The sequence below is a fragment of the Maritalea myrionectae genome, from assembly GCF_003433515.1.
GTDB lineage: Bacteria > Pseudomonadota > Alphaproteobacteria > Rhizobiales > Devosiaceae > Maritalea > Maritalea myrionectae.
In genome coordinates, this window is sequence record NZ_CP021330.1 from 2,527,101 (window position 1) to 2,551,613 (window position 24,513).

Genomic DNA, 24,513 nt, shown 5'->3' on the forward strand with positions numbered 1-24,513 from the left:
GCACAATAGATGGCCGCGAAAAACTTCGCGGCCATTTGGCTATGATACTCTTCTCGATGCTGATCGCCGCCTCGTTTTCATTCGGCGCCCTGGCAGCACCTTTTATTGATGCAGGCGCCTTAAGCGCTTCGCGCTTTGTTTTAGCCTCCATCGTGATGGCCTTGATTGCCTATTTCACGCGTGTGCCGCTGACCCAAGGCAAAAGATTATTGCCCGCCAAACCCTATCGGTTCTTGATCCTTGGATCGTTGATGGGTGTTTATTTTGTGACCATGTTCGAGGCCTTGCAAATCGCTTCTCCGGTATCGACAGGGGCGGTGTTCACATTGATGCCGATTATCTCGGCTGGATTTGGCGTGGTGTTTTTGGCCCAACGGGTATCGCCACGCATGATGATCAGCCTGACCATTGCGGCCATCGGGGCAATCTGGGTGATCTTTCGTGGCGATTTGGACGCTTTGCTCTCGTTCAATATCGGCACGGGCGAGGCTATCTTTTTCATCGGCGTGGTGGCCCACGGCGCCTATGCGCCGCTGGTGCGGCGGCTTAATCACGGTGAGCCCGTGGTTCAATTTTCATTTTGGACATTGGCCGCCTGCGCCTTCTGCCTCAGCATCTACGCGGTTTACGGCATTATGGAGACCGATTGGCTGAACCTGCCAGCAGTCGTCTATTGGGCCGGGCTGTATCTGACGATTTTCACCACAGCCCTCACCTTTTTCCTGCTGCAATATGCCAGCCTGCGGCTGCCCGCATCGAAGGTGATGTCCTATGGCTATCTCACGCCGAGCTTTATCATTCTGATTGAAGGCGTGAGCGGGCGCGGCTGGGTAAACCCAAGCGTCGCCGTCGGGGCGCTGGTCACTGTGTTGGCGCTGGCGGTTCTGGCATTTGCCAAAGAAGGCTAGTTGCTAGTCGATTTTCAGCAAGGATGTGAAGAGCTGTTCCAAATAGGCTTTGGTCGCTTCGAATTGAGCCGGATCGTCTATACCCTGCCCCATCACCACTTTCACCTGCACTTCGAAATCCGCATAGTGCTGGGTGGTGGCCCAGATCGAGAAAATCAAATGCCGCGGATCGACCTGCTTGATCCGACCTTCCTGCATCCATTTGCGCATGATGGTCGATTTTTCGAGCACAAGATCGTTGATCTCGCCCTCTAGAATGGGCTTGATGCGTGGCGCACCTTGCACAATCTCATTGGCGAACAAGCGACTTTCGCGCGGAAAGTCCCGCGCCATTTCGATCTTGCGGCGCACATAATTCAAGATTTCTTCCAGCGGATCACCTTCAGCGCTCAATTCCCGCAGCGGGGCGAGCCAGGAATCCAACAAACGCGACAAAAGCGTTTCGTGAATGTCTTGCTTGGATTTGAAATAATAGAGCAGGTTGGGTTTAGACATTCCCGCCTCTTCGGCGATCTGGTCAATTGTGGAACCCCGGAAACCATTTTGGGAAAAGACTTCCAACGCGGCCTCAAGAATTTTTTTCTCATTCGCACGTTGAATACGTGTGCGCCGCTTTGGCTTTTGAATTCCAGCCCCAACCATGGCCAATCCCTTCATCTCAATTCTTGTATTTGGTCATCCCGTTGCAACAAAAGTTGTCATATCGATAAGGGATTTTCCGAACATCACCGCTTCACATAAACTTATCTCAGGCGAGCGTCTAGCGCTTATTACCAAGACCTTAGTCTACAAATAGCTAACCGCTAATATGCTGACCTTCCCCAAGTAATCGTCAACGCTGCTACCCACTATCATTATAATTTAGATTCTCGAATTCTTTTCGCCGCCCCGCCAACATCTTTTTTTCGACCATACGCCGCGCCAAACTGCTGCTTTACTGACCCGATTGACTGAGACAAGCCGCCGCGATGACCTAAAACATGTGTTAAGTTAAACTCATAATATTTCATGCAAATACAGCGCAGTTTGCGCTTGACCATTAGCATAGACTTGTTAAACTTTGATCAAGCAGTCAATTTTTTGCATAGTATTTTACACCTTGCAAGCACTTGGTTGATCTGCAACGATTTCGCGAGGGGGAGGCGCGTTTAAATGTCTGACGCCACAAATGTACCTAATGATCTAAACGCATTTTGGATGCCGTTTACAGCCAATCGGCAATTCAAGAAACAACCACGTATGTTTGTGGGTGCAAAAGATATGCACTACACCACCAGCGATGGCCGCGAAGTGCTTGATGGCACCGCAGGCCTGTGGTGTTGCAACGCGGGCCATTGCCGCCCGAAAATCACTGAAGCGATCCAGCAACAGGCTGGCGAGTTGGACTATGCCCCCGCCTTCCAGATGGGACACCCGAAAGCCTTCCAGCTGGCCAATCGATTGGTCGATGTGGCGCCCGATGGCATGGACCATGTGTTCTTCACCAATTCCGGGTCGGAATCGGTGGAAACTGCGCTGAAAATCGCCCTCGCCTATCACAAGGTGAAAGGTGAAGGATCGCGCACGCGCCTTGTGGGCCGTGAGCGCGGCTATCATGGGGTGAATTTTGGCGGCATTTCTGTGGGGGGCATTGTGGCCAACCGGAAAATGTTTGGCACGCTGCTGACCGGCGTTGACCACCTGCCACACACTCACTTGCCGGATCAAAATGCATTTACCCGTGGCGAACCAGAACATGGCGGCGATTTGGCCGATGAACTGGAGCGCATTGTGGCGCTGCACGACGCGTCTACCGTAGCAGCCGTGATTGTCGAACCTGTCGCTGGCTCAACAGGCGTGTTGATCCCACCGAAGGGATATTTGAAACGCTTGCGCGACATTTGCACCAAGCACGGTATTTTGCTGATTTTTGATGAAGTGATCACCGGCTTTGGCCGCCTGGGCTCTCCTTTCGCGGCGCAGCACTTTGATGTGATGCCCGACATGATCACCACCGCCAAAGGCTTGACCAACGGGGTGATTCCCATGGGCGCCGTTTTTGTCAGCAATGAAATTCACGATGCCTTTATGAACGGCCCGGAACATCTGATCGAGTTTTTCCATGGCTACACCTATTCGGGCAACCCGATTGCCAGCGCCGCAGGTTTGGCAACGCTGGAGACCTATGCTGAGGAAGGGCTGCTCACCCGCGCGGCGGAGATGGATTCTTATTGGGCAGACGCATTGCACTCGCTCAAAGATGCAAAGCATGTGATCGACATTCGCAATATTGGCCTGATTGGTGCGATTGAGCTTGAAGGGATTGCGGGCGAACCAACCAAGCGCGCCTTCTCATGCTTCCTCGACGCTTATGAACGCGGCCTATTGATCCGCACGACGGGCGACACGATCGCCCTCTCCCCGCCATTGATCATCGAGAAATCGCATATTGATCAGTTGGTGGACACTCTACGCACCGTTTTGAATGAGGCCGCATAAATGAACATTATCCAAAACGCCATCAATGGCGAAAAAGTCACGTCCACCTCCCCGAACCGTGTGCCTGTATTTAACCCGGCGACGGGTGAGCAAAGCGCAGACTTGCCGCTTTCCACCGCTGATGAGGTGAACGCAGCCGTTGCCGCCGCAAAAGCCGCGGCACCTGCGTGGGGCGACATGCCACCGCTCAAACGCGCGCGTTTTATGTTTAAGTTCAACGAGTTGTTGAACAAACATGCGGATGACATTGCGCGGGAAATCTCCAAAGAACACGGCAAAACCCATGATGATGCGCTGGGCGAAGTGGCCCGCGGCATTGAGGTGGTGGAATATGCCTGTGGCATTCCTTCTTTATTGAAGGGCGATTTTAGCCGCAATGTTGGACCGTCCGTCGATACAGTTGCAGACCGCAAGCCGCTGGGCGTTGTGGCGGGGATCACCCCTTTCAACTTTCCAGCAATGGTGCCGATGTGGATGTATCCCGTGGCCATCGCATGCGGCAACACTTTTGTGTTGAAGCCGTCAGAGCGTGACCCATCTGCACCGATGTTGGTGTGGGACTTGTTTAAAGAAGCTGGCTTCCCCGATGGCGTGCTGAATGTGGTGCATGGGGATAAATTGGCGGTTGATACGCTGTTGGACCACCCTGATGTGAAAGCCATCAGCTTTGTGGGCTCTACCCCAATTGCAGAATATGTTTACAAGCGCGGCACCGATGCAGGCAAACGCGTACAGGCCCTTGGCGGCGCGAAAAACCACATGATCGTGATGCCTGACGCGGATATGGACAAAGCTGCGGACGCCTTGATGGGCGCGGGCTATGGTTCGGCTGGCGAACGGTGCATGGCGATTTCGGTTGCGGTACCTGTGGGCGAGAAAACCGCTGACGCGTTGGTGGCGAAACTGCGGCCGCGCGTGGAAGCGCTTAAAGTTGGCCCCGCGACCGATGGCGACGCCGAAATGGGCCCGCTGATCACTAAAGCGCATCAGGACAAAGTTTTGGGCTACATCGATGAAGGCGAGAAAGCTGGCGCCGAATTGGTGGTTGATGGCCGTGGCTACGCCCCTCAGGGCTATGAAAACGGCTATTATGTTGGCGGCACACTGTTTGACCGTGTGACCACTGATATGTCGATCTATAAAGAAGAGATTTTCGGCCCCGTTCTGTCCGTTGTGCGCGCCAAGGACTATGGCGAAGCCGTGGATATGATCAACAGCCACGAATATGGCAATGGCACCGCTATTTTCACCCGCGATGGCGATGCGGCCCGTGAATTTGCTGACAAGATTGAAGTGGGCATGGTGGGCGTGAATGTGCCGATCCCTGTGCCTGTCGCCTATCATAGTTTTGGCGGCTGGAAGCGTTCCTCATTTGGGGCGCATGGCATGTATGGCCCAGAGGGCGTTCATTTTTACACACGGCTGAAAACGGTCACCACAAGATGGCCGGGCGGCATTAAAGAAGGTGCAGTATTCACCTTCCCATCGTGAGCGAGACAATAAAAATCTAAGGGAAGAGACCAATGACAACACCAGGGACAAATCACAAAATCAACGGCGACCGGCTTTGGGACAGCTTGATGGAAATGGCGAAAATCGGTCCCGGTGTGCGCGGTGGCAATAACCGCCAAACCGTAACCGATGAAGATGGCGAAGGGCGCCATCTTTTCCGCAAATGGTGCGAAGATGCAGGCATGAGTATGGGTGTTGACCAGATGGGCAACATGTTTATGCGCCATGAAGGCACCGATCCGGATGCCCTGCCCGTTTATGTTGGCTCCCACCTCGACACCCAGCCCACTGGCGGCAAATATGACGGGGTGTTGGGCGTGTTGGCCGGGCTGGAAATCATCCGGTCACTCAATGACATGAAGATTAAGACCAAGCGTCCAATTGTTGTTACCAACTGGACAAATGAAGAAGGTACACGATTTGCCCCGGCGATGCTCTCGTCCGGGGTTTTTGCTGGCATGCACACCCAAGATTGGGCCTATGATCGCGAAGATGCCGAAGGCAAAAAGTTTGGCGCTGAGCTGGAGCGGATCGGCTGGAAGGGCGAAGAAGAAGTGGGCGACCGCAAAATGCACGCCTTCTTTGAATTGCATATTGAGCAAGGCCCTATTCTTGAAGCCGAAGGCAAAGACATTGGCGTGGTGACCCACGGCCAGGGCCTTTCCTGGACGCAGGTGACGGTGACCGGCAAAGAGAGCCACACCGGCTCCACCCCGATGCCCATGCGCAAAAATGCTGGCCTTGGTATGGCGCGGATTTTGGAGCTGGTGGATGAGATCGCTTGGTCGCACAAGCCAGACGCTGTGGGCGCAGCGGGCCATATTGATGTTTACCCGAACTCCCGCAACGTGATCCCCGGCAAGGCCGTATTCACTGTTGATTTCCGGTCGCCAAACTTGAGCGTGATCCAAGATATGGAAAAGCGTTTGGCCGAAGGCGCAAAGAAGATTTGCGATGAAATGGGACTTGAGGTTGAACTTGAAAAAGTTGGTGGCTTCGATCCGGTTGAGTTCGACAAGGATTGTGTGAAAGCCGTGCGCGACGCAGCGGAGCGCTTGGGCTATTCTCATCGTGACATTATTTCCGGCGCGGGCCATGATGCCTGCTGGATCAACCGCACCGCCCCTACCGCTATGGTGATGTGTCCTTGCGTTGATGGCTTGAGCCACAATGAGGATGAAGAGATTTCACAAGAGTGGGCCACGGCCGGGGCAGATGTGTTGTTCCATGCGGTGGTGGAAACGGCGGAGATTGTGGAGTGAGTTTGACTGGCCCAGGGCACAGCTCGGGGCCAGCGACTACAGAAAAAAGCTACATATTGACAGCAGAGGGTTATCGACAGCCCCGCGTCCGACAAACGATCGGACACAATAAAACGACCGGAAAAATCCGGCGCATACATTAGAGATCAACTCTAAGATCTAAGAGGAACTAATAACGGCTCAAAAGAGCGACCCATAGGAGGAAGATATGGCATCGAAAGTGATCAAAGGCGGGACAGTTGTCACCGCGGATTTGACTTATCAGGCAGACGTCAAAACAGAAGGCGGCGTGATCACCGAGATTGGGCCCAACCTTTCTGGCGATGAAGTGCTGGACGCGACAGGCTGTTATGTGATGCCGGGCGGTATTGACCCGCACACCCATATGGAGATGCCCTTTATGGGCACCTATTCCAGCGATGATTTTGAAAGCGGCACCCGCGCGGCGCTGGCTGGCGGCACCACCATGGTGGTGGATTTCTGCCTGCCCAGCCCTGGCCAATCGCTGCTGGAAGCGCGGCAGATGTGGGACAATAAATCCACGCGTGCCAATTGTGATTATTCATTCCACATGGCCGTAACCTGGTGGAGTGAGCAGGTATTCAACGAGATGCCTGAAATCACCAAACAAGGCATCAACACCTTCAAGCATTTTATGGCCTATAAAGGCGCCTTGATGGTGGAAGATGATGAAATGTATGCCTCCTTCAAGCGCTGTGCCGAGATTGGCGCCCTGCCCTTGGTGCATGCGGAAAATGGCGATGTGGTCGCGCAATTGCAGGAGCAGTTGCTGGCCGATGGCAATAATGGGCCAGAAGCACACGCCTATTCTCGTCCACCGGAAGTGGAAGGCGAAGCCACCAACCGCGCGATCATGATTGCCGATATGGCAGGCGTGCCGGTTTATATTGTGCACACCTCCAGTGAGCAGGCGCATGAAGCCATTCGTCGCGCGCGGCAAAATGGTATTCGTGTGTTTGGCGAGCCACTCATTCAGCACCTCACCCTTGATGACAGCGAATATGCCAACAAAGATTGGGACCATGCGGCCCGCCGCGTAATGTCACCACCGTTCCGCAATAAAAAGCACCAAGATAGCCTTTGGAACGGCCTGCAATCAGGCAGCTTGCAAGTTGTGGCGACGGACCATTGTGCCTTCACCACCGAGCAGAAGCGCTATGGCGTGGGCGACTTCACCAAGATCCCGAACGGCACAGGCGGGTTGGAAGACCGGATGCCGATGCTGTGGACCTATGGCGTGAATACCGGCCGCCTGACCATGAATGAATTTGTGGCGGTTACGTCCACCAACAGTGCGAAAATCCTCAACATGTATCCGAAAAAGGGTGCGATTTTGGTGGGGGCCGACGCTGATTTGGTGGTTTGGGACCCGAACAAGGAAAAGACCATCGAGTCCAAAACACAGCAATCTGCCATCGACTATAATGTGTTTGAAGGCAAGCATGTGAAGGGCCTGCCGCGCTTCACCCTGAGCCGCGGCAAAGTGATGATTGATGACGGTGCAGTGAAAACTGAGGAAGGCCATGGCAAGTTTGTGGAACGCGATTCCTTCGGCGCCACCAACAAAGCCTTGTCGAAATGGAAAGAGCTGACCGCACCGCGCAAAGTTGAACGTACCGGCATTCCGGCAAGTGGGGTGTAGCAGTTAATGTCAGTCGGCGTGAATCCACCTAGCCTGCCATTTTCAAGGAAAGCTTATACCTACGCGATTGTCATTGGTGTGATTGGAAACGCATTGTCAATTTCGTTCGGATGGTCCGCAGCATTTGTTGGCAGGGACGGGTTATTGGCGGAAATTGGAGAATTTTTGCTCAGCGTTCTTTCTGGACTACTGTTTCAAGCGCCATACTTAATCGGTGTATTGCTTGTCCTTTGGTTGATTTATTACTTGCCGACAAATTGGGGGCTGAATTTGGCTAACAAAAAACACTGGCAATCAAAACGCGTCGCAGCAGCTTACGGCCTTGTTTATGGGCTTCCCGGCGCAGCATTAGCGTTCGCATTTGCGGAAATGTCACCGATGACGTTTCAGGTAATCGCCGCGCTTTTGTCGTTAATCGTGGGCATCATTGCCGGCATCACATTTAGAAAAATCGCAATGCATGAACAAAAATCAAAAAAAGAACCATTGGGATCAGTATGAGCGAAAACACCGTAATTCAAACCAACAATCTGGATCTCACATTTGAAACCAATGATGGTCCGGTGCATGCGCTTAAGGGCATCGATCTAACCATTGATCGGGGCGAATTTGTCTCCTTTATCGGCCCTTCCGGGTGCGGCAAGACCACGCTTTTGCGGGTGATCGCGGATTTGGAAAAGCCCACGGGCGGCTCCATTGAAGTCAATGGCATGACGCCTGAAGAGGCGCGGATGAAGCGGGCTTATGGCTATGTGTTTCAATCGGCAGCGCTTTATCCATGGCGGACCATTGGCGACAATATCGCCTTGCCGCTTGAGGTGATGGGCGTTGACAAAGCCAAGCGCGAAGAGCTGGTGAAAAAGAACCTTGAATTGGTCAATCTTGATGGATTTGCCAACAAGTTTCCATGGCAGCTTTCGGGCGGCATGCAGCAGCGTGCCTCCATCGCCCGGGCGCTGAGCTTTGATCCGGATATGTTGTTGATGGACGAACCCTTCGGCGCGCTCGATGAAATCGTGCGGGATTATCTCAACGAGCAATTGTTGGATCTTTGGGCCAAAACAAAAAAGACCGTGGTGTTTGTGACCCACTCGATCCCTGAGGCGGTGTTCCTGTCCACCAAGATTGTGGTGATGAGCCCCCGTCCGGGCCGAATACACGAGATTATCGACTGTGATTTGGGGGACAATCGCACATTGGATATTCGCGAAACCCCGCGTTTCATCGAAATTGCACATCAGGTGCGCGAAGGCCTAAAGCTGGGGCATGCCGATGACACATGATCGAGAGGGATTTTCCGCTTTTTTACATGATCGGTTAATCCCGATCGGTACGGTGCTCATTGGCATTTTCATGCTGTGGTATGTGTTCACGGTGGTGCTCAACGCGCCCTTTGAACGCGATCAGGCTGCACGGGCGGACACCGAAATTTCAACCACCCAGCTCATCGCCAACACCATGGCGCAAAAGCGACCCATTTTGCCTGCGCCGCATCAAGTGGCCGTGGAGATTTGGGAAACAACCGTTGAAAAGAAAATCACGTCTAAACGTTCATTGGTTTATCATACGTGGGTGACGCTCTCTTCAACTTTGCTGGGTTTTGCCATGGGCACTGTGCTCGGCATTTTATTGGCCGTCGGCATCGTTCATTCGCGGGTGTTGGACAAGAGTTTGATGCCGTGGATCATCACCTCACAAACCATCCCCATTTTGGCCATCGCGCCGATGGTGATTGTGGTGTTGAACGCGATTGGTATTTCGGGGCTCTTACCCAAAGCCGTGATCTCCATGTATCTGTCGTTCTTCCCGGTGGCTGTGGGCATGGTGAAAGGGCTTCGCTCGCCCGAAGTGATGCATTTGGACCTGATGCACACCTATAATGCCAGCCGATCCCAGGTGTTTTGGAAGCTACGTTGGCCTGCTTCAGTGCCATTTCTGTTCACGTCGATGAAGGTTGCAGTCGCAATCTCACTGGTCGGCGCGATTGTGGGCGAATTGCCCACTGGTGCATCGGCGGGCTTGGGCGCGCGGCTTTTGTCTGGCTCTTATTACGGCCAAACAATTCAAATCTGGTCAGCGCTCATTGCAGCCTCTTTATTGGCCGCCGCTTTGGTGATGGTTGTTGATGTTATTGGTCGCACAGTGACCCGACGCATGGGGATGGCAGCATGAATATGACTTGGATTATTGTCGCGCTAGCTTTCTGGATTGCCACTTGGGCGATCAACCAAAAGCTGGCCAAAATGCGCTTCGACGACAACAATGTGCAAACCAGCGTGGATATTTTCATCCCCATTCTATTTGGCGCAGCTTTGCTGATGCTGTGGGAAGGATTTTGTCGCGGGTTTAACGTGCCAACCGTGTTGTTGCCGCCGCCATCTATGATTTGGGGCCGGATCACCAACTCAGTGGATATTTTGTGGGCTGACTTTCAGCAAACCTATTTGAAGGCGGTTCTTGCTGGATATGCCATTGGCTGCGGCTCAGGCTTTGTTGCCGCCATCATTGTGGACCGCATCCCGTTTTTGCGCAAAGGCCTGTTGCCCGTGGGCAATTTGGTGGCCGCATTGCCGATTGTGGGCATGGCCCCCATTATGGTGATGTGGTTCGGGTTTGACTGGCCCTCAAAAGCCGCCATCGTGGTGATCATGACCTTCTTCCCCATGTTGGTGAACACGGTCTCTGGCTTGGCCGCCACGGGTCACATCGAACGGGATTTGATGCACACTTACGCCTCAAACTACTGGCAGACGCTTCTGAAGGTGCGCCTGCCTGCGGCAATGCCGTTTATTTTTAATGCGCTTAAAATCAATTCCACATTGGCATTGATTGGCGCGATTGTTGCCGAGTTTTTCGGCACACCGATTGTTGGCATGGGTTTCCGCATCTCCACCGAGGTGGGGCGGATGAATGTTGACATGGTCTGGGCTGAGATTTTTGTCGCGGCTCTCGCCGGCTCCCTCTCCTATGGGCTTCTTGCCTTGCTGGAACGGGCAGTCACTTTTTGGCACCCTTCCTATCGGACAAAATAATAATAACAACCGATTTGGAATTTATAGAGGACTTTGAAGAGGAAACAGGATGAAAAAAACACTCGCACTGACTTTAGGGCTGGCAACCAGCCTTATGGCCGCAACAACAGGCTTGGCGCAAGACAAGCTTACGCTGCAGCTCAAATGGGTCACGCAAGCCCAATTTGCCGGGTATTATGTTGCACAGGACAAAGGCTATTATGATGAAGCTGGTCTTGATGTGGAAATCAAGGCAGGCGGTCCAGATATTGCGCCACCACAGGTGATTGCTGGCGGCGGCGCTGACGTGATCGTTGACTGGATGCCATCTGCTTTGGCTTCACGCGAAAAAGGCGTGCCTTTGGTCAATATCGCCCAACCTTTCAAACGCTCCGGCATGATGCTGACCTGCTTGAAAGAAACCGGCATCAAGTCACCAGACGATTTCCCCGGCAGAACGCTTGGCGTGTGGTTCTTTGGCAATGAATATCCATTCCTATCTTGGATGAGCCAGTTGGGGCTACCTACTGACGGCAGCGAAGGCGGTGTGACCGTTTTGAAGCAGGGCTTTAACGTAGATCCATTGTTGCAAAAACAAGCCGATTGCGTATCCACAATGACCTACAATGAATATTGGCAGATCATTGACGCAGGCATTTCTGAAGATGAATTGGTGACCTTCAAATATGAAAATGCGGGCGTTGCCACATTGGAAGATGGCCTATACGTGCTGGAAGAAGACCTTGATGATCCAGAAATGGTCGACAAGTTCGCGCGGTTTGTTGAAGCCTCAATGAAGGGCTGGAAATACGCGGAAGAGAACCCAGACGAAGCTGCTGACATCGTGCTAGAAAATGATGATACCGGCGCTCAAACTGAAGAGCACCAGCGTCGCATGATGCGCGAAGTTTCTAAGCTGACTGCAGGCACAGATGGCAGTTTGGATGAAGACGATTATAACCGCACAGTGGCGACATTGTTGGCCGGCGGTTCTGATCCGGTGATTTCAGCGCCACCGAAAAATGCGTGGACATCAATTGTGACTGACAAGATCGGCATGTAAGCCATATCGTTCACGATCGTAAAAAAAGCGCGGCTCTTTTCACAAGGAGCCGCGCTTTTCTATTTGAGCATCAAATGCGCAATTGATTATTGATTGTGCGCCGCAATGGCATCCTTTGCCGATTGCAACAATGCCTCACCCTCGATACCGGCCTTATTGGCTTCATCAACCCAGCGGGTGATAACGGGCATCAGCGCTTTTTCAAAAGCATCTGTCTGCGCTTGATCCAAAACGATATGTTCGTTGCCCGCCGCAGTGGCCTGCTCGATACCTTCAATATCGTTTTCCGCCCAAACCTGGCCCAATTGCGCGAGCCATTCGGGACCAGAATGATCTTTAAAGATCTGCTGAATATCTTCCGGCAAGCTATCCCATTTGCCCTTATTCATCGACATTTGGAACACCAATGTGCCGAAGCGGGTTTGGTCTGTGCCTTCAATTTGATATTGGGTTTGCTGTTCCAGCTTCAGTGAAGGGATAATCTCAAACGGTACAAAAGCCGCATCAACTGTCTTTTTCGACAAGGCTTGCGGCAAACTTGGCACTGGCATCGCGACCGGCGCGGCATCCAGAGCTTCAATGGTCCAAGCGCCTGTGCGTGATGGCGTGCGGATTTTTAACCCCGCCACATCTGCCGGAGTGCGCACGTCTTTGTCGACAGTGTGCAAGCCATTGCCCTGGTGCACATGCAAAAACATGACCTCAAGGCCTTTATATTCTTCGCGCAAGTGATCTTCAAACAGATCATGCATGGCCAAATTGGTGGCGGCTGGATCGTTGCGGTGCACGAAGGGCAATTCAAACACTTCGGTGCGTGGGAACAGGCCAGCGGTATAGCCATTCACGGTCCACACGATATCGACAACCCCATCACGGGCCTGGCCAACCAACTCAGGTGGTGTGCCGCCCAGTGACATTGAGGGGTAGATTTCGATCTCAACGCGGCCATCAGAGGCTTTTTCAATTGCTTCAGCCCAGGGCGCAACTGTTTCCAGATGCGACGGGGTTTGTGGCCCCAAAAAGTGATGCAATTTGAAATTATACTCGGCCGCGAATGAAGCAGAGCTTGCCAGCAAACCTGTGGCAAGGCCAAGCATAGCGGCGATTTTTGGGGTGTTCATCTCAGGTCATCCTTTCCGGTTTCAGTTCCAACTGAAACAATTTGAGGGACATACTGGGCTTTCGCCCGATTGGGCGCACCATTCACAATTTAGATGCAACAAGCAACTGCTAAATGCGCGGTATGGCCGAAAGTTGACGCACCAATTCGAGACCAAAACGTTGTGGCAGGCGTTGGCGCGCCTGCCCTATTCAGCGAAACGAACGGTCGATTGTCGTTCCCGATTAATCTCAAGGCAGGTCACGTCGGGGCGTGCATAATGGCCAGCGACATCAAAGTTTTGTCGCGCTTCACGCACCATCCGATGATCCAGCTTGACGCAGAATAGCCCCTCTTGCTCAGTTTGTGGGGACAGCAGCCAATCGCCATTGGGCGCCGCAACCGCTGAGCCGCCATTGGCAAAATAGTTGGGCGCATTTTCCATCATCAACTCATAGACGGGTAGATCGTTGGGCATATCTGATGGACGCATAATACCTGACGCCGACACGACGAAAGACCGCCCTTCCAGTGCAACAAATCTAGTAATGTCCTGCGTTAAACCGTTGGAGCCTGGCCACACGGCAATGCGCAGATCTTCGCCCTGCCCGTAAAGCGCCGCACGGGCCAAGGGCAGCCAGTTTTCATAGCAATTCAGCCCGCCTAGGGTGAACGCGTTCAATTGATGGGTGCGCAAACCATGGCCATCGCCCTGTGCCCAGACCAAACGTTCTTCGTAAGTGGGTTGCAGCTTACGATGGACCGAACCGACTTCGCCTGTCTTATCGATATAAACCAGTGTGCAATAAAGGCTGTGGCCGCCTCTGTCTGGCGCGCGTTCCATCACCCCAAGATAGGTTGCGATTTGATGCTCTGCACATAGTTTTGCCAATGGCTCCAGATCGCCGCGCTCAATCACCACACCTTGATCAAGATAATGGGCATACATTTGTTTTTGCAGTGGCGAATTAAACCGCGCGCCTTCGGTGCGTTCCACCCAAAAGGGATAACCCGGCACCAAGGCCTCGCCAAACACAGCCAGATCGGATTTTTCCTCGGCCGCCTGCCGAATATAGTCGGCGACTTTTTGCAAGGTGGCGTCGCGATTGAGCCAAACCGGTGCGATTTGCGCGATGGCGACTTTAAGCTCGTTCATTTTCAATCCCCACTTGTTTACACAATGTGGGCAAGGGAAAATGTGACGGTCAATGAGAAATGCAAAAGCCACACTTGGCTTAAAGTGTGGCTAGTTTGCGTTTCGCAGGGCGAGATCAGCAGGAGTGCTGGGTATCTTTAAGTTAATGTCCTGCCACTCGCCGCTACGAAGTTTAGCAAGGGCATTATCACCCTATTATAGAGGCGTTGACGAATATATTCCGCGAAGGGCCGCATTTGAACTAATTGAATCAATCAACTAGGGAAAATTGCGCCAGTTACAACCTCAACTACTTTGCCGCGGAGACGCCGTTTGGCGGCATGCAGGTGTGCGGCGCCAAAGCGCGATAGGCGTGATATTGAGACAAGAACACTTCGCCGGTCAGGTGTTGCAAAAAGTCGGACTTTTCCAGCTTGTCCATCACCGGGCCTTTGACTTCACTAAAGTGCAACTTCACATCCAAATTGGCCAAACGCTCATTGATCGCTTCAAGACTTTCCAGTGCGGACATATCGATTTCGTTGACCGCCGGACACATCAAAATCACATGTTTAAGGTCTTTATTTTGCGCAACAAGATCATAAACCTTATCTTCCAAGAACCGAGCATTGGCAAAATAGAGCGATTGATCGACCCGCAACGAAAGCACTTCCTTTGAGGTGATGACATCGTGGCGATCGACATTGCGGAAATGCTCGGTGCCTTCCACACGCCCCACAATGGCGGTATGTGGTTTTGATGTTTTATACAAATGGATGGCGATTGAGGTAATCACACCCGCTGTCACCCCAAACTCGACCCCCCAAATCAGCGTAATGGCCATGGTTGCGGCAACGGCGGCGAAGTCGGCCTTGGAGTAGCGCCAGGTACGCCCCAGGATCGAAAAGTCGACCAAGCTGAGCACGGCCACAATAATGGTGGCGGCCAGCACCGCTTTGGGCAGATAGAACAGAAAGGGTGTGAGGAAAAAAGTGGCCAGCGCAATACCAACAGCTGTGAAAGCCCCTGCAGCAGGCGTTTGCGCCCCAGCGTCAAAGTTCACGACCGAACGGGCAAAGCCGCCAGTGACCGGATAGCCACCGCCGAATGCGGAGGCCAAGTTGGAAGCGCCCAGGCCCACCAACTCTTGGTCCGGATCAATGCGTTGACGGCGTTTGGCCGCCAAAGTTTGCGCCACGCTGACCGATTCAACAAAGCCAATAACCGAGATTAAGGCTGCTGATCCTGCCAAGGCAAAGACCAACTCTAAGTCGAACGCGGGTAAGGCCAGCGCGGGCAAACCTTGCGGCACGCTGCCCACCAACGCGACGCCTTGTGAATCCAGTTGAAATGCTGCGGCAATGGCAATGCTGATGGCAACAGCAAAGACCGGGCCGGTTTTGGCCAAAATGTCAGCCAATCGCTTGCCGAGGCCAAGTTTGATCAGAAGCGGTTTGAGCCCTTTGCGGACCCAAAACAAGAATAGGGCGGCGGGGATGCCTATTGCGGCGGTGATCCAATTAATCTCCCCCACATGGGCGACCAAGGAGGTTATCAAGTCCAACAAATTATGCCCGTGGGCATCCACGCCAAACACATGTTTGAGTTGACTGGTCGCAATGATGATACCAGAGGCCGTGATGAAGCCGGCGATGACCGGATGGGAAAGGAAATTCGCAAGAAAACCCATCCGGAATAGGCCCAACGCCAGCAACATCACGCCTGAAATGAACGCCAATAAGATTGCAGCAGCCGCATATTCAGCCGTTCCTTGCAAGGCAAGTTTGCCCACAGCGGCAGCAGTCATCAAGGAAATCACTGCCACAGGACCAACTGCCAAGGTGCGGGACGAACCAAAAAGCGCATAAGCGACCAATGGCAAGATGGATGCATAAAGCCCCATTTGCGGCGGCAGCCCGGCCAACAAGGCATAAGCCAAGGATTGCGGGATCAACATGATGGTCACGATGATCGCGGCGATCATATCCGCCGTGAAAATCTCGCCATTATAGGTTTTTCCCCAATCGAAAACGGGCAGCTTTTTGATGCGATCAAGCATTGGCATTCACTTTCAACTCAAAGAAAAATTAGCGGTTTGCGCGAGACTCGTCGTCGAGTTCCCATAAAGCGTGGGCGCGCATACCAGAGCGGCAATATCCCAAAATCGGCTTTGGCAGCTCGTTGAATGCCTTAGCAAATTTGTCCACATCATCGCCGCAGGCCTGGCCGGGTTTGATCGGCACATGTGCGGCTTTGATGCCCACAGCTTCGGCCTGTTTTTGCAGATCCGAAAATTGTGGCTGGTTGCCTTCTTCATGGTCAGGACGTGCGCAAATCAAAGATTTGATGCCGTGATCTGCCAGGACTTGCAGGTCGGAAAAGCCCACTTGGCCTGAAATGAAATAGTCTTTGTTGATCTGTTTCAGTTGCATCGGTTTTCTCCTATTTCAACTTGTTGACGGGCACTTTGAGGTACACGTGACCATCATCATCTTTTGGCGGCATTTTGCCCGCGCGCATGTTCACTTGAAGTGATGGGATGATCAGCTTGGGCATATCCAGCGACGCGTCGCGCTCTTCGCGCATTTTGACGAACTCATCTTCTGAGATGCCGTCTTTGACGTGGATATTGTGCTCACGCTCCTCTTTCACAGAGGTTTCCCACTCAATGTCGCGGCCGTTTGGACCGTAATCGTGACACATGAAAAGACGAGTCTCGTCAGGCAGTTGCAGCACCCGTTTCACGGAACGATAGAGGGTCCGGGCGTCGCCACCGGGGAAGTCTGCGCGAGCGGAACCACCATCTGGCATAAACAAGGTGTCGCCGACGAAAGCGGCATCGCCAATAGTGTGGGTCATACATGCCGGCGTGTGGCCAGGTGTGTGCATGACATAGGCGGTCAGTTCGCCAATTTTATAACTGTCGCCATCCTTAAAGAGCTTGTCGAACTGGCTGCCATCGCGCTGAAACTCGGTGCCTTCGTTGAAGACTTTGCCGAATGTGTCCTGCACAATGGTGATGTTTTCACCAATGCCCAACTTGCCGCCAACTTTCGATTGAATATATGGCGCTGCTGACAAGTGGTCTGCGTGGACGTGGGTTTCGATCAACCATTCCACTTCAAGACCTTCATCCTGCACATATTTGATGATGCGATCTGCGCCATCATAAGTGATGTGACCTGCCGCATAATCAATGTCCATGACGCTATCGACAATGGCGCATTTTTTGCTGTTCGGGTCCTGAACCACATATGAAATCGTGTTGGTTGGTTCATCAAAGAACGGTGTCACGATCGGTTTTTGCTCAAGATCAGGTGTAAATGGGAGAGCTTGTGTCATTTATATTCTCCTAGTTAATTCGAGTTACGTACGGTTTGCGCGAAGGTGGCGCGGGACCGCAAAAACTTTGCGAAAATGATGCCGCCAATCATGGCTGCAACGAAAATGAAAGGTTCAGGCAAACCAAGGCCGAGCGCCGGGATGGACCCGCCTGGGCAGTAGCCTGTTAAGCCCCAACCAATGCCAAATACTGTGGCGCCGCCAATAAGGGGCAAATCGATTTGCTTGGCTTGGGGCAGACTGAACACTTCAGCCCAAACTGGCTTTGGCCGTTTCAGCACAAAGAAATATCCCACAACGGTGACCAACCAGGCCGAAATCATCACCAGCAAGAGGCTTGGGTCCCAATTGCCTGCAACATCGAAGAAGTTGAGGACTTTGGCGGGATTGGCCATGCCAGACAGGGCGATGCCCATGCCGAAAACCAAGCCGATGGCGTAAAATGAAATCAAACGCATCTTAGAACACCCCCAAAATGTGACGCACCACATAAACGGTGATGAAGGTTGAAAGCATGAAGGTGGCCGTGGCCGCGATGGAGCGAATGGAAAAGCGCGCCATGCCGCAAACGCCGTGCCCTGATGTGCAGCCTGAGCCGTAATTGACGCCGATACCGACGATCACACCGCCCAAGATCATTGCCCAAACTGGCACTGGGTTTTGAAAATCAACCGGGGTGCCTGAGATCAAAAAGATCGCAAGTGGCCCGGAAATTGCACCAAGCAAAAAGGCAGCTCGCCACCCTTTATCAGCTGAGAATGGCGGCAACAGGCCTGCCAAAATCCCAGTCATGCCTGCGATGCGCCCATGCAATCCCATGAGCAACACAGATGCGATGCCAATCAGCCCGCCGCCTATTATGGCTTCAACTGGCGTAAATTCAGTCATATATACGTACCCTATCGTTCGTTTATTCTATTTGTGTCATCTCACATATTGGTATATAAGCAAACTCTAATATATTGCAAGTCCTGATTTTCATAAAATTTGAATTTGCGGAATTGAAAAAATTTGTTAAAAAACAACAACAGTTTAAGGGAAATAGTTGTGAGTGCACCGAGCGAGTTTGAACTTTTGCAAGAACGGGCAACCGAGGCCTCGGAGCTTCTGTCGGCAATGTCCAGCCCCAAACGCCTCTTGATTTTGTGCAAGCTGGTGGAAGACGAAATGTCTGTGCTGGATTTGGCAGGGGAAGTTGACCTGTCCCAGCCTGCCCTTTCGCAACATTTGGCAAAATTGCGCAATCTCAAACTGGTCAAAACACGGCGCGATGGCAATGTGATCTATTATTCCCTTGCCTCAGGAGAGGTTGAAGCGGTGTTGCATACGCTCTATGGCATCTATTGTGGCCCGGACAGCGTGGCCTAACCAAAGGCCTAATTGATTTATCCTTTGCGAAGCGCCAAAGTGCGCTCAAATTCGTCAGTTCGGACTGAATGTTGCAGCGCGACCCACAAAAGGACCCGCAAATGAGTGCCAATTCCAAATTCAAAACACCAAGCGGCCATGCGCTGAAGGCGCAAAAGGGACAAGACCCTATTGTTTGCCTCACTGCCTATACGACGCCTATGGCGCGGCTGGTGGATAAGCATTGCGATGTGGTGCTGGTGGGCGACAGTGTGGGCATGGTGCTGCACGGTTTCGAAAGCACGCTCAGCGTCACCATGGACATGATGATCATGCACGGACAAGCGGTGCGCCGCGGCGTGGACCAGGCGCTGCTGGTGGTGGATATGCCCTTCGGCTCTTATGAGCATAATAAAGAGCAGGCGTTTGAAAATGCAGCGCAGCTGATGCGCAAAACAGGTTGCGAAGCGGTGAAACTTGAGGGCGGCGCGCATATGGCGGAGACGATTGCCTATCTCACCCAGCGTGGCATTCCGGTGATGGGCCACATCGGCCTCACCCCGCAATCTGTGAAAGCGATGGGCGGCTATTCGGTGCAAGGTCGTGGCGATGACCACAAACGCATCATGGAAGATGCCAAAGCTGTTGAGGACGCTGGCGCCTTTGCCATCGTGTTGGAAATGGTAACGCAGCCATTGGCTGATGAGATCACCAAACTCGTTGGCGTGCCGACCATCGGCATCGGTGCCTCTGTTAATTGCGACGGACAGATTTTGGTTGTCGATGATCTGTTGGGCCTATTTTCCAGCTTTAAACCCAAATTCGTCAAACGCTATGCGGAGTTGGCAGACGAAGCCGACGCAGCGATCGAACTTTATGCCCGCGAAGTGCGTGCACGCAGCTTCCCCACAGATGCGCATGTTTATGCCGCCAAGGCCAAAAAGAGCTAGCGCATGCAGATTGTTCGGACCGTCAAAGAGCTCCGCGCTGTGCAAAAAGACTGGCACGCGCGCGGCAATGTCATCGGCTTTGTGCCGACCATGGGTGCGCTGCATAAGGGGCATCTCAGCTTGGTAAAGGCTGCACAAGCGCAAAGCGATAAAGTGATTGTGTCAATCTTTGTCAATCCGACGCAATTTAACGACCCTAAAGACCTGCAGGCCTATCCCCGCACGGAGCAAACCGATCTTGAACAGCTCGACCCGTTGGGCGTTGACCTTGTTTATCTGCCCAGTGCTGACGAAATGTATGGCCAAGGATTTGCCACCAAAGTGAGTGTTGCAGGTTTGACCGACTGCCTTTGTGGGGCATCGCGGCCGGGCCATTTTGACGGCGTGGCCACTGTGGTCAGCAAAATGTTATTGCAAACCGGAGCGGACAAGGCCTTCTTTGGTGAAAAAGACTTCCAGCAATTGCAGGTCATTCGTCGGGTAGTGGCGGATCTCAATATCGATATTGATGTTATCGGCTGCCCAACGATGCGCGAGCATGATGGTTTAGCCATGTCGTCGCGCAATATGCGTTTGAGTGAAGAAGGGCGACGGATTGCGCCGCAACTACATCAAATAATGCAGCAGAGCGCCGAGGCGATAAAGGGCGGCACGCCGATAGAAAGGGCAATGTCGACCGCTAAATCGGAACTGGCTGACGCGGGATTTGGCAAAGTGGATTATTTTGAAGTGCGGGAGTTGGAAAATCTCGAACTCGCCACCAATCTGGATCGACCAGCCCGTTTGTTCGCCGCTGTGTTCTTGGAAGATGTGCGCTTGATTGACAATATTCAGATATAAAAAAGGCGGTGTCTCCACCGCCTTTTTGTTATGCTGTTTTTTCGTTTTCCTCATCACCATAATCAATGAAACCGCCGGACTGGCGTTTCCACAGAGACGCATAGTGACCGTTTTGCTCGAGCAACTCGGCGTGGGTGCCGTCTTCAATGATTTTGCCTTGATCCATCACGATCAACCGATCCATCTCCGCGATGGTGGATAGGCGGTGGGCGATGGCAATCACGGTTTTGTTTTCCATCAATTGATGCAGTTGCTCCTGAATGGCCGCTTCCACTTCACTGTCCAAAGCCGAAGTGGCTTCATCCATGATCAGGATCGGCGCATCCTTGAGCAACACGCGGGCAATGGCGACACGTTGGCGCTGACCGCCGGAGAGCTTCACACCGCGTTCGCCCACATGGGCGTCATATCCGCGACGGCCCTGAGGATCGACCAAATCGAGGATGAACTCATGGGCTTTCGCCTTTTTGGCCGCAGCAATCATCATTTCTTCAGTGGCATCCGGACGACCATAAAGCAGGTTTTCGCGCACCGACCGATGCAACAATGACGTATCTTGGGTCACCATGGCCAATTGCTCGCGCAATGTGTCTTGCTGCACTTCCGAAATGTCTTTGCCATCAATCATGATGGTGCCCCGCTCCACATCATAAAACCGCAGCAGGATATTCACCAAAGTCGACTTGCCGGCACCGGAGCGCCCCACAAGCCCAACTTTTTGGCCCTGCCGTATATGCAGATTCAAATTGGTGATGATGCCTTTTTCAGCGCCATAATTGAAGGTGACATTGTTGAACTTGATGTCGCCATCCACTTTGCCAATCGGCTTTGCCCCTTTTTTATCAGACACCAAGCGCGGCAAGGAGATGGAGTTAATCCCATCCTGCACCGTACCGATATTTTCGAACAGCGCTGACATTTCCCACATGATCCAGTGAGACATGCCCCAAATCCGCAGCACAATACCAATGCCGATGGCAACTGGGCCCGGTGTCATTACCCCGTTGAGCCACAAATAAATGCCCATGGCACCCACCGAAAACAGCAAAAGCGAGTTCAGCCCATCAATAATGATGTCGAGGCTGGCACCCAAACGCATCTGTTTATAAACGGTTTGCAAAAACCCATCCATGCCGTCGCGGGCATAGCTTGCCTCACGACCCGAATGAGAAAACAGCTTCACGGTCGCGATGTTTGTGTAGCTGTCCACAATGCGCCCTGTCATAACAGAGCGGGCATCCGCCTGCTTTTGCGACACATCGCGCATGCGCGGCACGAAATAGCGCATAACGGTGATATAGACGACCAACCAGACCGCAAAGGGTGCCATCAGCCGCCAATCAGCGCTGGCCATCACAAATAAGATGCCGATGAAATAGACCGAGATGTAAACCAGGATATCCAAAATCTTCATAACGGTTTCGCGCACCGCCAACGAAGTTTGCATCAGTTTGGTGGCAATACGACCGGCAAATTCATCCTGAAAATAGGTCATGGATTGGCGGATCAAATAGCCATGCACATCCCAGCGAATGCGCATCGGGAAGTTACCGAGCAATGTCTGGTGCATCACAAAGGATGAAAACGCCGCCGTGGCAGGTTTAATCACCAAGATGATTGCAGCCATCATCAACAATGTCGGCCACTCATCTTGCAAAAATGTCTCAGGATTGGAGGTCGACAACCAATCAATCACATTGCCCAAAAAGCCGAACAGCGCCACTTCCAGAATGGCCAAAATGGCAGCGCCGAGCGCCATGAGCACAAGCCAAAGCTCCAGCCCTTTTGAATAGTGCCGACAAAACGCCACGAGCGTTTTGGGCGGCAGCTGCGGTTCTTTGGCTGGAAACGGTTCAACCCGTCGCTCAAACCAATCAAATATTCTTCTTATCATTATTCTCGACCTTTTTAGAAAGATTATTCTTTCTTTATTCTAGCTGTTATTAGATTTCAAGAGCTGGGGATTGCGGGATCAGCGCCTTCCATATTGGCAAAACCACCCGATTGACGACGCCAGAGTGATGCATAATGACCATTGGCTTTCAGCAATTCCTCATGCGTGCCCTCTTCCACGATACGTCCCTGATCCATCACCAACAGCCGATCCATAGCGGCGATCGTGCTCAAGCGGTGCGCGATTGCGATAACCGTTTTATTGGTCATCAAATGTTGCAGCTGTTCCTGAATGGCTGCTTCCACTTCACTGTCCAGTGCGGAAGTTGCCTCGTCCAAAATCAGGATGGGCGCATCCTTGAGCAGCACCCGGGCAATGGCGATACGTTGACGTTGGCCACCAGAGAGTTTGACGCCGCGTTCACCGACGCGGGCATCATATCCTTTGTTGCCGTTTTCATCTTCCAAACCCAAAATCACATCGTGGATCTTGGCCTGCTTGGCGGCGGCAATCATGTCCGCATCGCTTGCATAGGGGCGGCCATATTTGATATTTTCGCCCACAGAACGGTGTAGCAATGAGGTGTCTTGCGACACAAAGCCGATGGCGCGCCGCAGACTATCCTGCGTCACATGGTCAATACGATGACCATCGATCTTGATCTCACCAGCCTGCGCATCAAACAGCCGCAACAACAAATTGACCAAAGTGGATTTGCCCGCGCCAGAGCGGCCAATCAGCCCGATCTTTTCGCCTGCTTTGATGGTGAGGTTCAGATTTTCGATGACACGCGGCTTGTCCTTCACCTTGTCGGAATCATAGGCAAAGTGAACCTGATTGAACTCGATCTGCGTGTTTTCGGCCTCTAGCTCTGGTGCGTCCTCATCGTCCAGCATGGTGATGGGACGGGCGATGGTATCCATACCGTCTTGCACATTGCCAATGTCGCGAAACACACCTGATGCAACATCGAGAATCCAGCCCGAAATATTCACGGTTTGCCAAATAAAGGGAATGATGGTCGCGAGTTTACCCGGCGACAAATCACCATTATTCCAAAAGATTATAGCCATATAGCCTGCCCCAACCATCAACAGGGCGTTGATGACATAAAGCAAGCTCCACATTTGTGTGAACTCACGCATGAGCCGGTGTAGCACCTTGGTATGGCTCTTAACCGACCCGGCCACATATTCATCCTCAAACTTGCTCGATGCAAAGGTTTTGAGGGTTTGAATGTTGGTATAGCAATCCACGATCCGCCCGGTCACAACCGAACGGGCATCGGAGTTTTCCTTTGAACGGCGCGCAATGCGCGGCAGGAAGAACACCATGATCGCGGCATAGGCAACAAGCCAAATCAAAAGAGGCACGATGAAAATCGGCTCAACTTCGGCCAACACTGTGATGGCCACAATCAAGAATATGATCATGTACCAAACAGAGTCGATCACCTGCATGGCGCTATCGACTAAGGAGTTACCCGTTTCCATGATTTTGTTGGCAATACGCCCAGCAAAGTCACGTTGGAAATAGGACCAACTTTGGCGCACCACATGCCAGTGGCTCTGCCACCGCGTCCGCGCCATCATGGGCGGAAAGATCGTGTGAAACTGAAGCAAAGCGCTCAGGATGAAAGACGCCGGGCGCGCCAATATCACCAGAGCGAAAGCAAGCAGCATCATGCCGTGGGTCGCAAATACGTTGCCGGGCGTTCCATTGGTCGTTAGTTCCACCAATTGCCCTAAAAACACAGGAATCATGGCGTCGATGGTGGCGCCAACCGCGACCAAAGCCATTTTGGCCGCCAAACCCCAGCGGAATTGCGTTAAGAAATAAATATAGAAATCCTTCACCCCTTGCGGTGGGTGCGGATTTTTTGCAAGCTCGGTCGGCGGATAAATCCGCTCGAACCAATTAAAAATAGAATTTAACATGGTGAACCTTTAAGATTAGGCGCTAGGCAATTGCGACCCAGCCGTTCAGAATATCGCCAAACACGATTCGTG

At 52.6% G+C, this 24,513-nt stretch carries 23 protein-coding genes; 13 read left to right on the forward strand and 10 right to left on the reverse strand.

Annotation, left to right across the window (positions count from 1 at the left end):
• The first annotated feature begins 5 nt into the window (after positions 1-5).
• Positions 6-908, forward strand: a complete 903-nt coding sequence (locus MXMO3_RS12730) for a DMT family transporter (RefSeq protein ID WP_281273952.1) — start codon at positions 6-8, stop codon at positions 906-908.
• Between the two features lie 3 nt (positions 909-911).
• Here MXMO3_RS12730 and MXMO3_RS12735 read toward each other — a convergent pair whose 3' ends face one another.
• The gene (locus MXMO3_RS12735; RefSeq protein WP_027833479.1) at positions 912-1,550 is read right to left on the reverse strand and encodes a TetR family transcriptional regulator C-terminal domain-containing protein; all 639 of its coding nucleotides are present in this window, start codon (positions 1,548-1,550) and stop codon (positions 912-914) included.
• Between the two features lie 510 nt (positions 1,551-2,060).
• On the opposite strand from MXMO3_RS12735, the gene aptA reads away from it, so the two are divergent.
• The 9 genes from aptA (at position 2,061) to MXMO3_RS12780 (ending at position 11,897) form a co-directional block, all read left to right on the forward strand.
• The gene (gene aptA / locus MXMO3_RS12740; protein ID WP_117396119.1) at positions 2,061-3,386 is read left to right on the forward strand and encodes an omega-aminotransferase AptA; all 1,326 of its coding nucleotides are present in this window, start codon (positions 2,061-2,063) and stop codon (positions 3,384-3,386) included.
• On the forward strand, positions 3,387-4,877 hold the full coding sequence (locus MXMO3_RS12745; protein WP_117396120.1) for a CoA-acylating methylmalonate-semialdehyde dehydrogenase: 1,491 nt from the start codon (positions 3,387-3,389) through the stop codon (positions 4,875-4,877).
• 32 nt (positions 4,878-4,909) lie between these two features.
• A complete protein-coding gene (locus MXMO3_RS12750; RefSeq protein WP_027833482.1) occupies positions 4,910-6,160 on the forward strand; it encodes a Zn-dependent hydrolase in 1,251 nt (416 codons plus the stop codon).
• Between the two features lie 208 nt (positions 6,161-6,368).
• A complete protein-coding gene (gene hydA / locus MXMO3_RS12755; RefSeq protein WP_117396121.1) occupies positions 6,369-7,823 on the forward strand; it encodes a dihydropyrimidinase in 1,455 nt (484 codons plus the stop codon).
• A 6-nt stretch (positions 7,824-7,829) separates the two neighbouring features.
• Positions 7,830-8,324, forward strand: coding sequence for a hypothetical protein (locus MXMO3_RS12760; protein WP_117396122.1), 495 nt, complete (start codon positions 7,830-7,832; stop codon positions 8,322-8,324).
• On the forward strand, positions 8,321-9,106 hold the full coding sequence (locus tag MXMO3_RS12765; protein WP_117396123.1) for an ABC transporter ATP-binding protein: 786 nt from the start codon (positions 8,321-8,323) through the stop codon (positions 9,104-9,106). The genes MXMO3_RS12760 and MXMO3_RS12765 overlap by 4 nt, the downstream gene beginning before the upstream one ends.
• Positions 9,096-9,995, forward strand: coding sequence for an ABC transporter permease (locus tag MXMO3_RS12770; protein ID WP_027833485.1), 900 nt, complete (start codon positions 9,096-9,098; stop codon positions 9,993-9,995). Before MXMO3_RS12765 ends, MXMO3_RS12770 begins: the two co-directional genes overlap by 11 nt.
• Positions 9,992-10,855, forward strand: coding sequence for an ABC transporter permease (locus MXMO3_RS12775; protein WP_117396124.1), 864 nt, complete (start codon positions 9,992-9,994; stop codon positions 10,853-10,855). The genes MXMO3_RS12770 and MXMO3_RS12775 overlap by 4 nt, the downstream gene beginning before the upstream one ends.
• A 49-nt stretch (positions 10,856-10,904) precedes the next feature.
• Positions 10,905-11,897, forward strand: a complete 993-nt coding sequence (locus tag MXMO3_RS12780) for an ABC transporter substrate-binding protein (RefSeq protein WP_027833487.1) — start codon at positions 10,905-10,907, stop codon at positions 11,895-11,897.
• Between the two features lie 86 nt (positions 11,898-11,983).
• On the opposite strand, the gene MXMO3_RS12785 is transcribed toward MXMO3_RS12780, so the two are convergent.
• The 7 genes from MXMO3_RS12785 to MXMO3_RS12815 form a co-directional block, all read right to left on the reverse strand.
• Complete coding sequence (locus tag MXMO3_RS12785) at positions 11,984-13,018, reverse strand: TRAP transporter substrate-binding protein (protein ID WP_205468018.1); 1,035 nt, start codon at positions 13,016-13,018, stop codon at positions 11,984-11,986.
• A 186-nt stretch (positions 13,019-13,204) separates the two neighbouring features.
• Positions 13,205-14,152, reverse strand: a complete 948-nt coding sequence (locus MXMO3_RS12790; RefSeq protein WP_117396125.1) for a carbon-nitrogen hydrolase family protein — start codon at positions 14,150-14,152, stop codon at positions 13,205-13,207.
• 289 nt (positions 14,153-14,441) lie between these two features.
• On the reverse strand, positions 14,442-16,190 hold the full coding sequence (locus MXMO3_RS12795) for a SulP family inorganic anion transporter (RefSeq protein WP_117396816.1): 1,749 nt from the start codon (positions 16,188-16,190) through the stop codon (positions 14,442-14,444).
• 28 nt (positions 16,191-16,218) lie between these two features.
• Complete coding sequence (locus MXMO3_RS12800) at positions 16,219-16,563, reverse strand: protein tyrosine phosphatase family protein (RefSeq protein WP_117396126.1); 345 nt, start codon at positions 16,561-16,563, stop codon at positions 16,219-16,221.
• Between the two features lie 10 nt (positions 16,564-16,573).
• Complete coding sequence (locus MXMO3_RS12805; protein ID WP_051213090.1) at positions 16,574-17,473, reverse strand: MBL fold metallo-hydrolase; 900 nt, start codon at positions 17,471-17,473, stop codon at positions 16,574-16,576.
• Positions 17,474-17,487: 14 nt separating this feature from the next.
• Entirely contained in the window at positions 17,488-17,931 is a 444-nt protein-coding gene (locus MXMO3_RS12810) for a DUF6691 family protein (RefSeq protein ID WP_027833494.1), read from the reverse strand.
• A gap of 1 nt (position 17,932) precedes the next feature.
• Positions 17,933-18,361 carry a YeeE/YedE family protein gene (locus MXMO3_RS12815; protein ID WP_027833495.1) on the reverse strand — a complete coding sequence of 143 codons (429 nt, stop codon included), beginning with the start codon at positions 18,359-18,361 and terminating at the stop codon, positions 17,933-17,935.
• Positions 18,362-18,520: 159 nt separating this feature from the next.
• Between MXMO3_RS12815 and MXMO3_RS12820 the strand changes: the two genes are divergently transcribed.
• From MXMO3_RS12820 to panC, 3 genes are all read left to right on the forward strand, one after another.
• Positions 18,521-18,841 (forward strand): ArsR/SmtB family transcription factor, encoded by a 321-nt coding sequence (locus MXMO3_RS12820; RefSeq protein ID WP_245985741.1) that lies wholly within the window; start codon positions 18,521-18,523, stop codon positions 18,839-18,841.
• Positions 18,842-18,942: 101 nt separating this feature from the next.
• Entirely contained in the window at positions 18,943-19,770 is an 828-nt protein-coding gene (gene panB / locus MXMO3_RS12825; RefSeq protein WP_117396818.1) for a 3-methyl-2-oxobutanoate hydroxymethyltransferase, read from the forward strand.
• A gap of 3 nt (positions 19,771-19,773) precedes the next feature.
• Positions 19,774-20,610: a pantoate--beta-alanine ligase gene (gene panC, locus MXMO3_RS12830; protein ID WP_117396127.1), complete on the forward strand. Its 837-nt coding sequence runs from the start codon at positions 19,774-19,776 to the stop codon at positions 20,608-20,610.
• Positions 20,611-20,638: 28 nt separating this feature from the next.
• Here the strand turns inward: panC and MXMO3_RS12835 are convergent, their stop codons facing one another.
• Positions 20,639-22,504, reverse strand: a complete 1,866-nt coding sequence (locus tag MXMO3_RS12835; RefSeq protein ID WP_117396128.1) for an ABC transporter ATP-binding protein — start codon at positions 22,502-22,504, stop codon at positions 20,639-20,641.
• Positions 22,505-22,560: 56 nt separating this feature from the next.
• On the reverse strand, positions 22,561-24,303 hold the full coding sequence (locus MXMO3_RS12840) for an ABC transporter ATP-binding protein (RefSeq protein ID WP_245985742.1): 1,743 nt from the start codon (positions 24,301-24,303) through the stop codon (positions 22,561-22,563).
• Positions 24,304-24,513 lie beyond the last annotated feature (210 nt).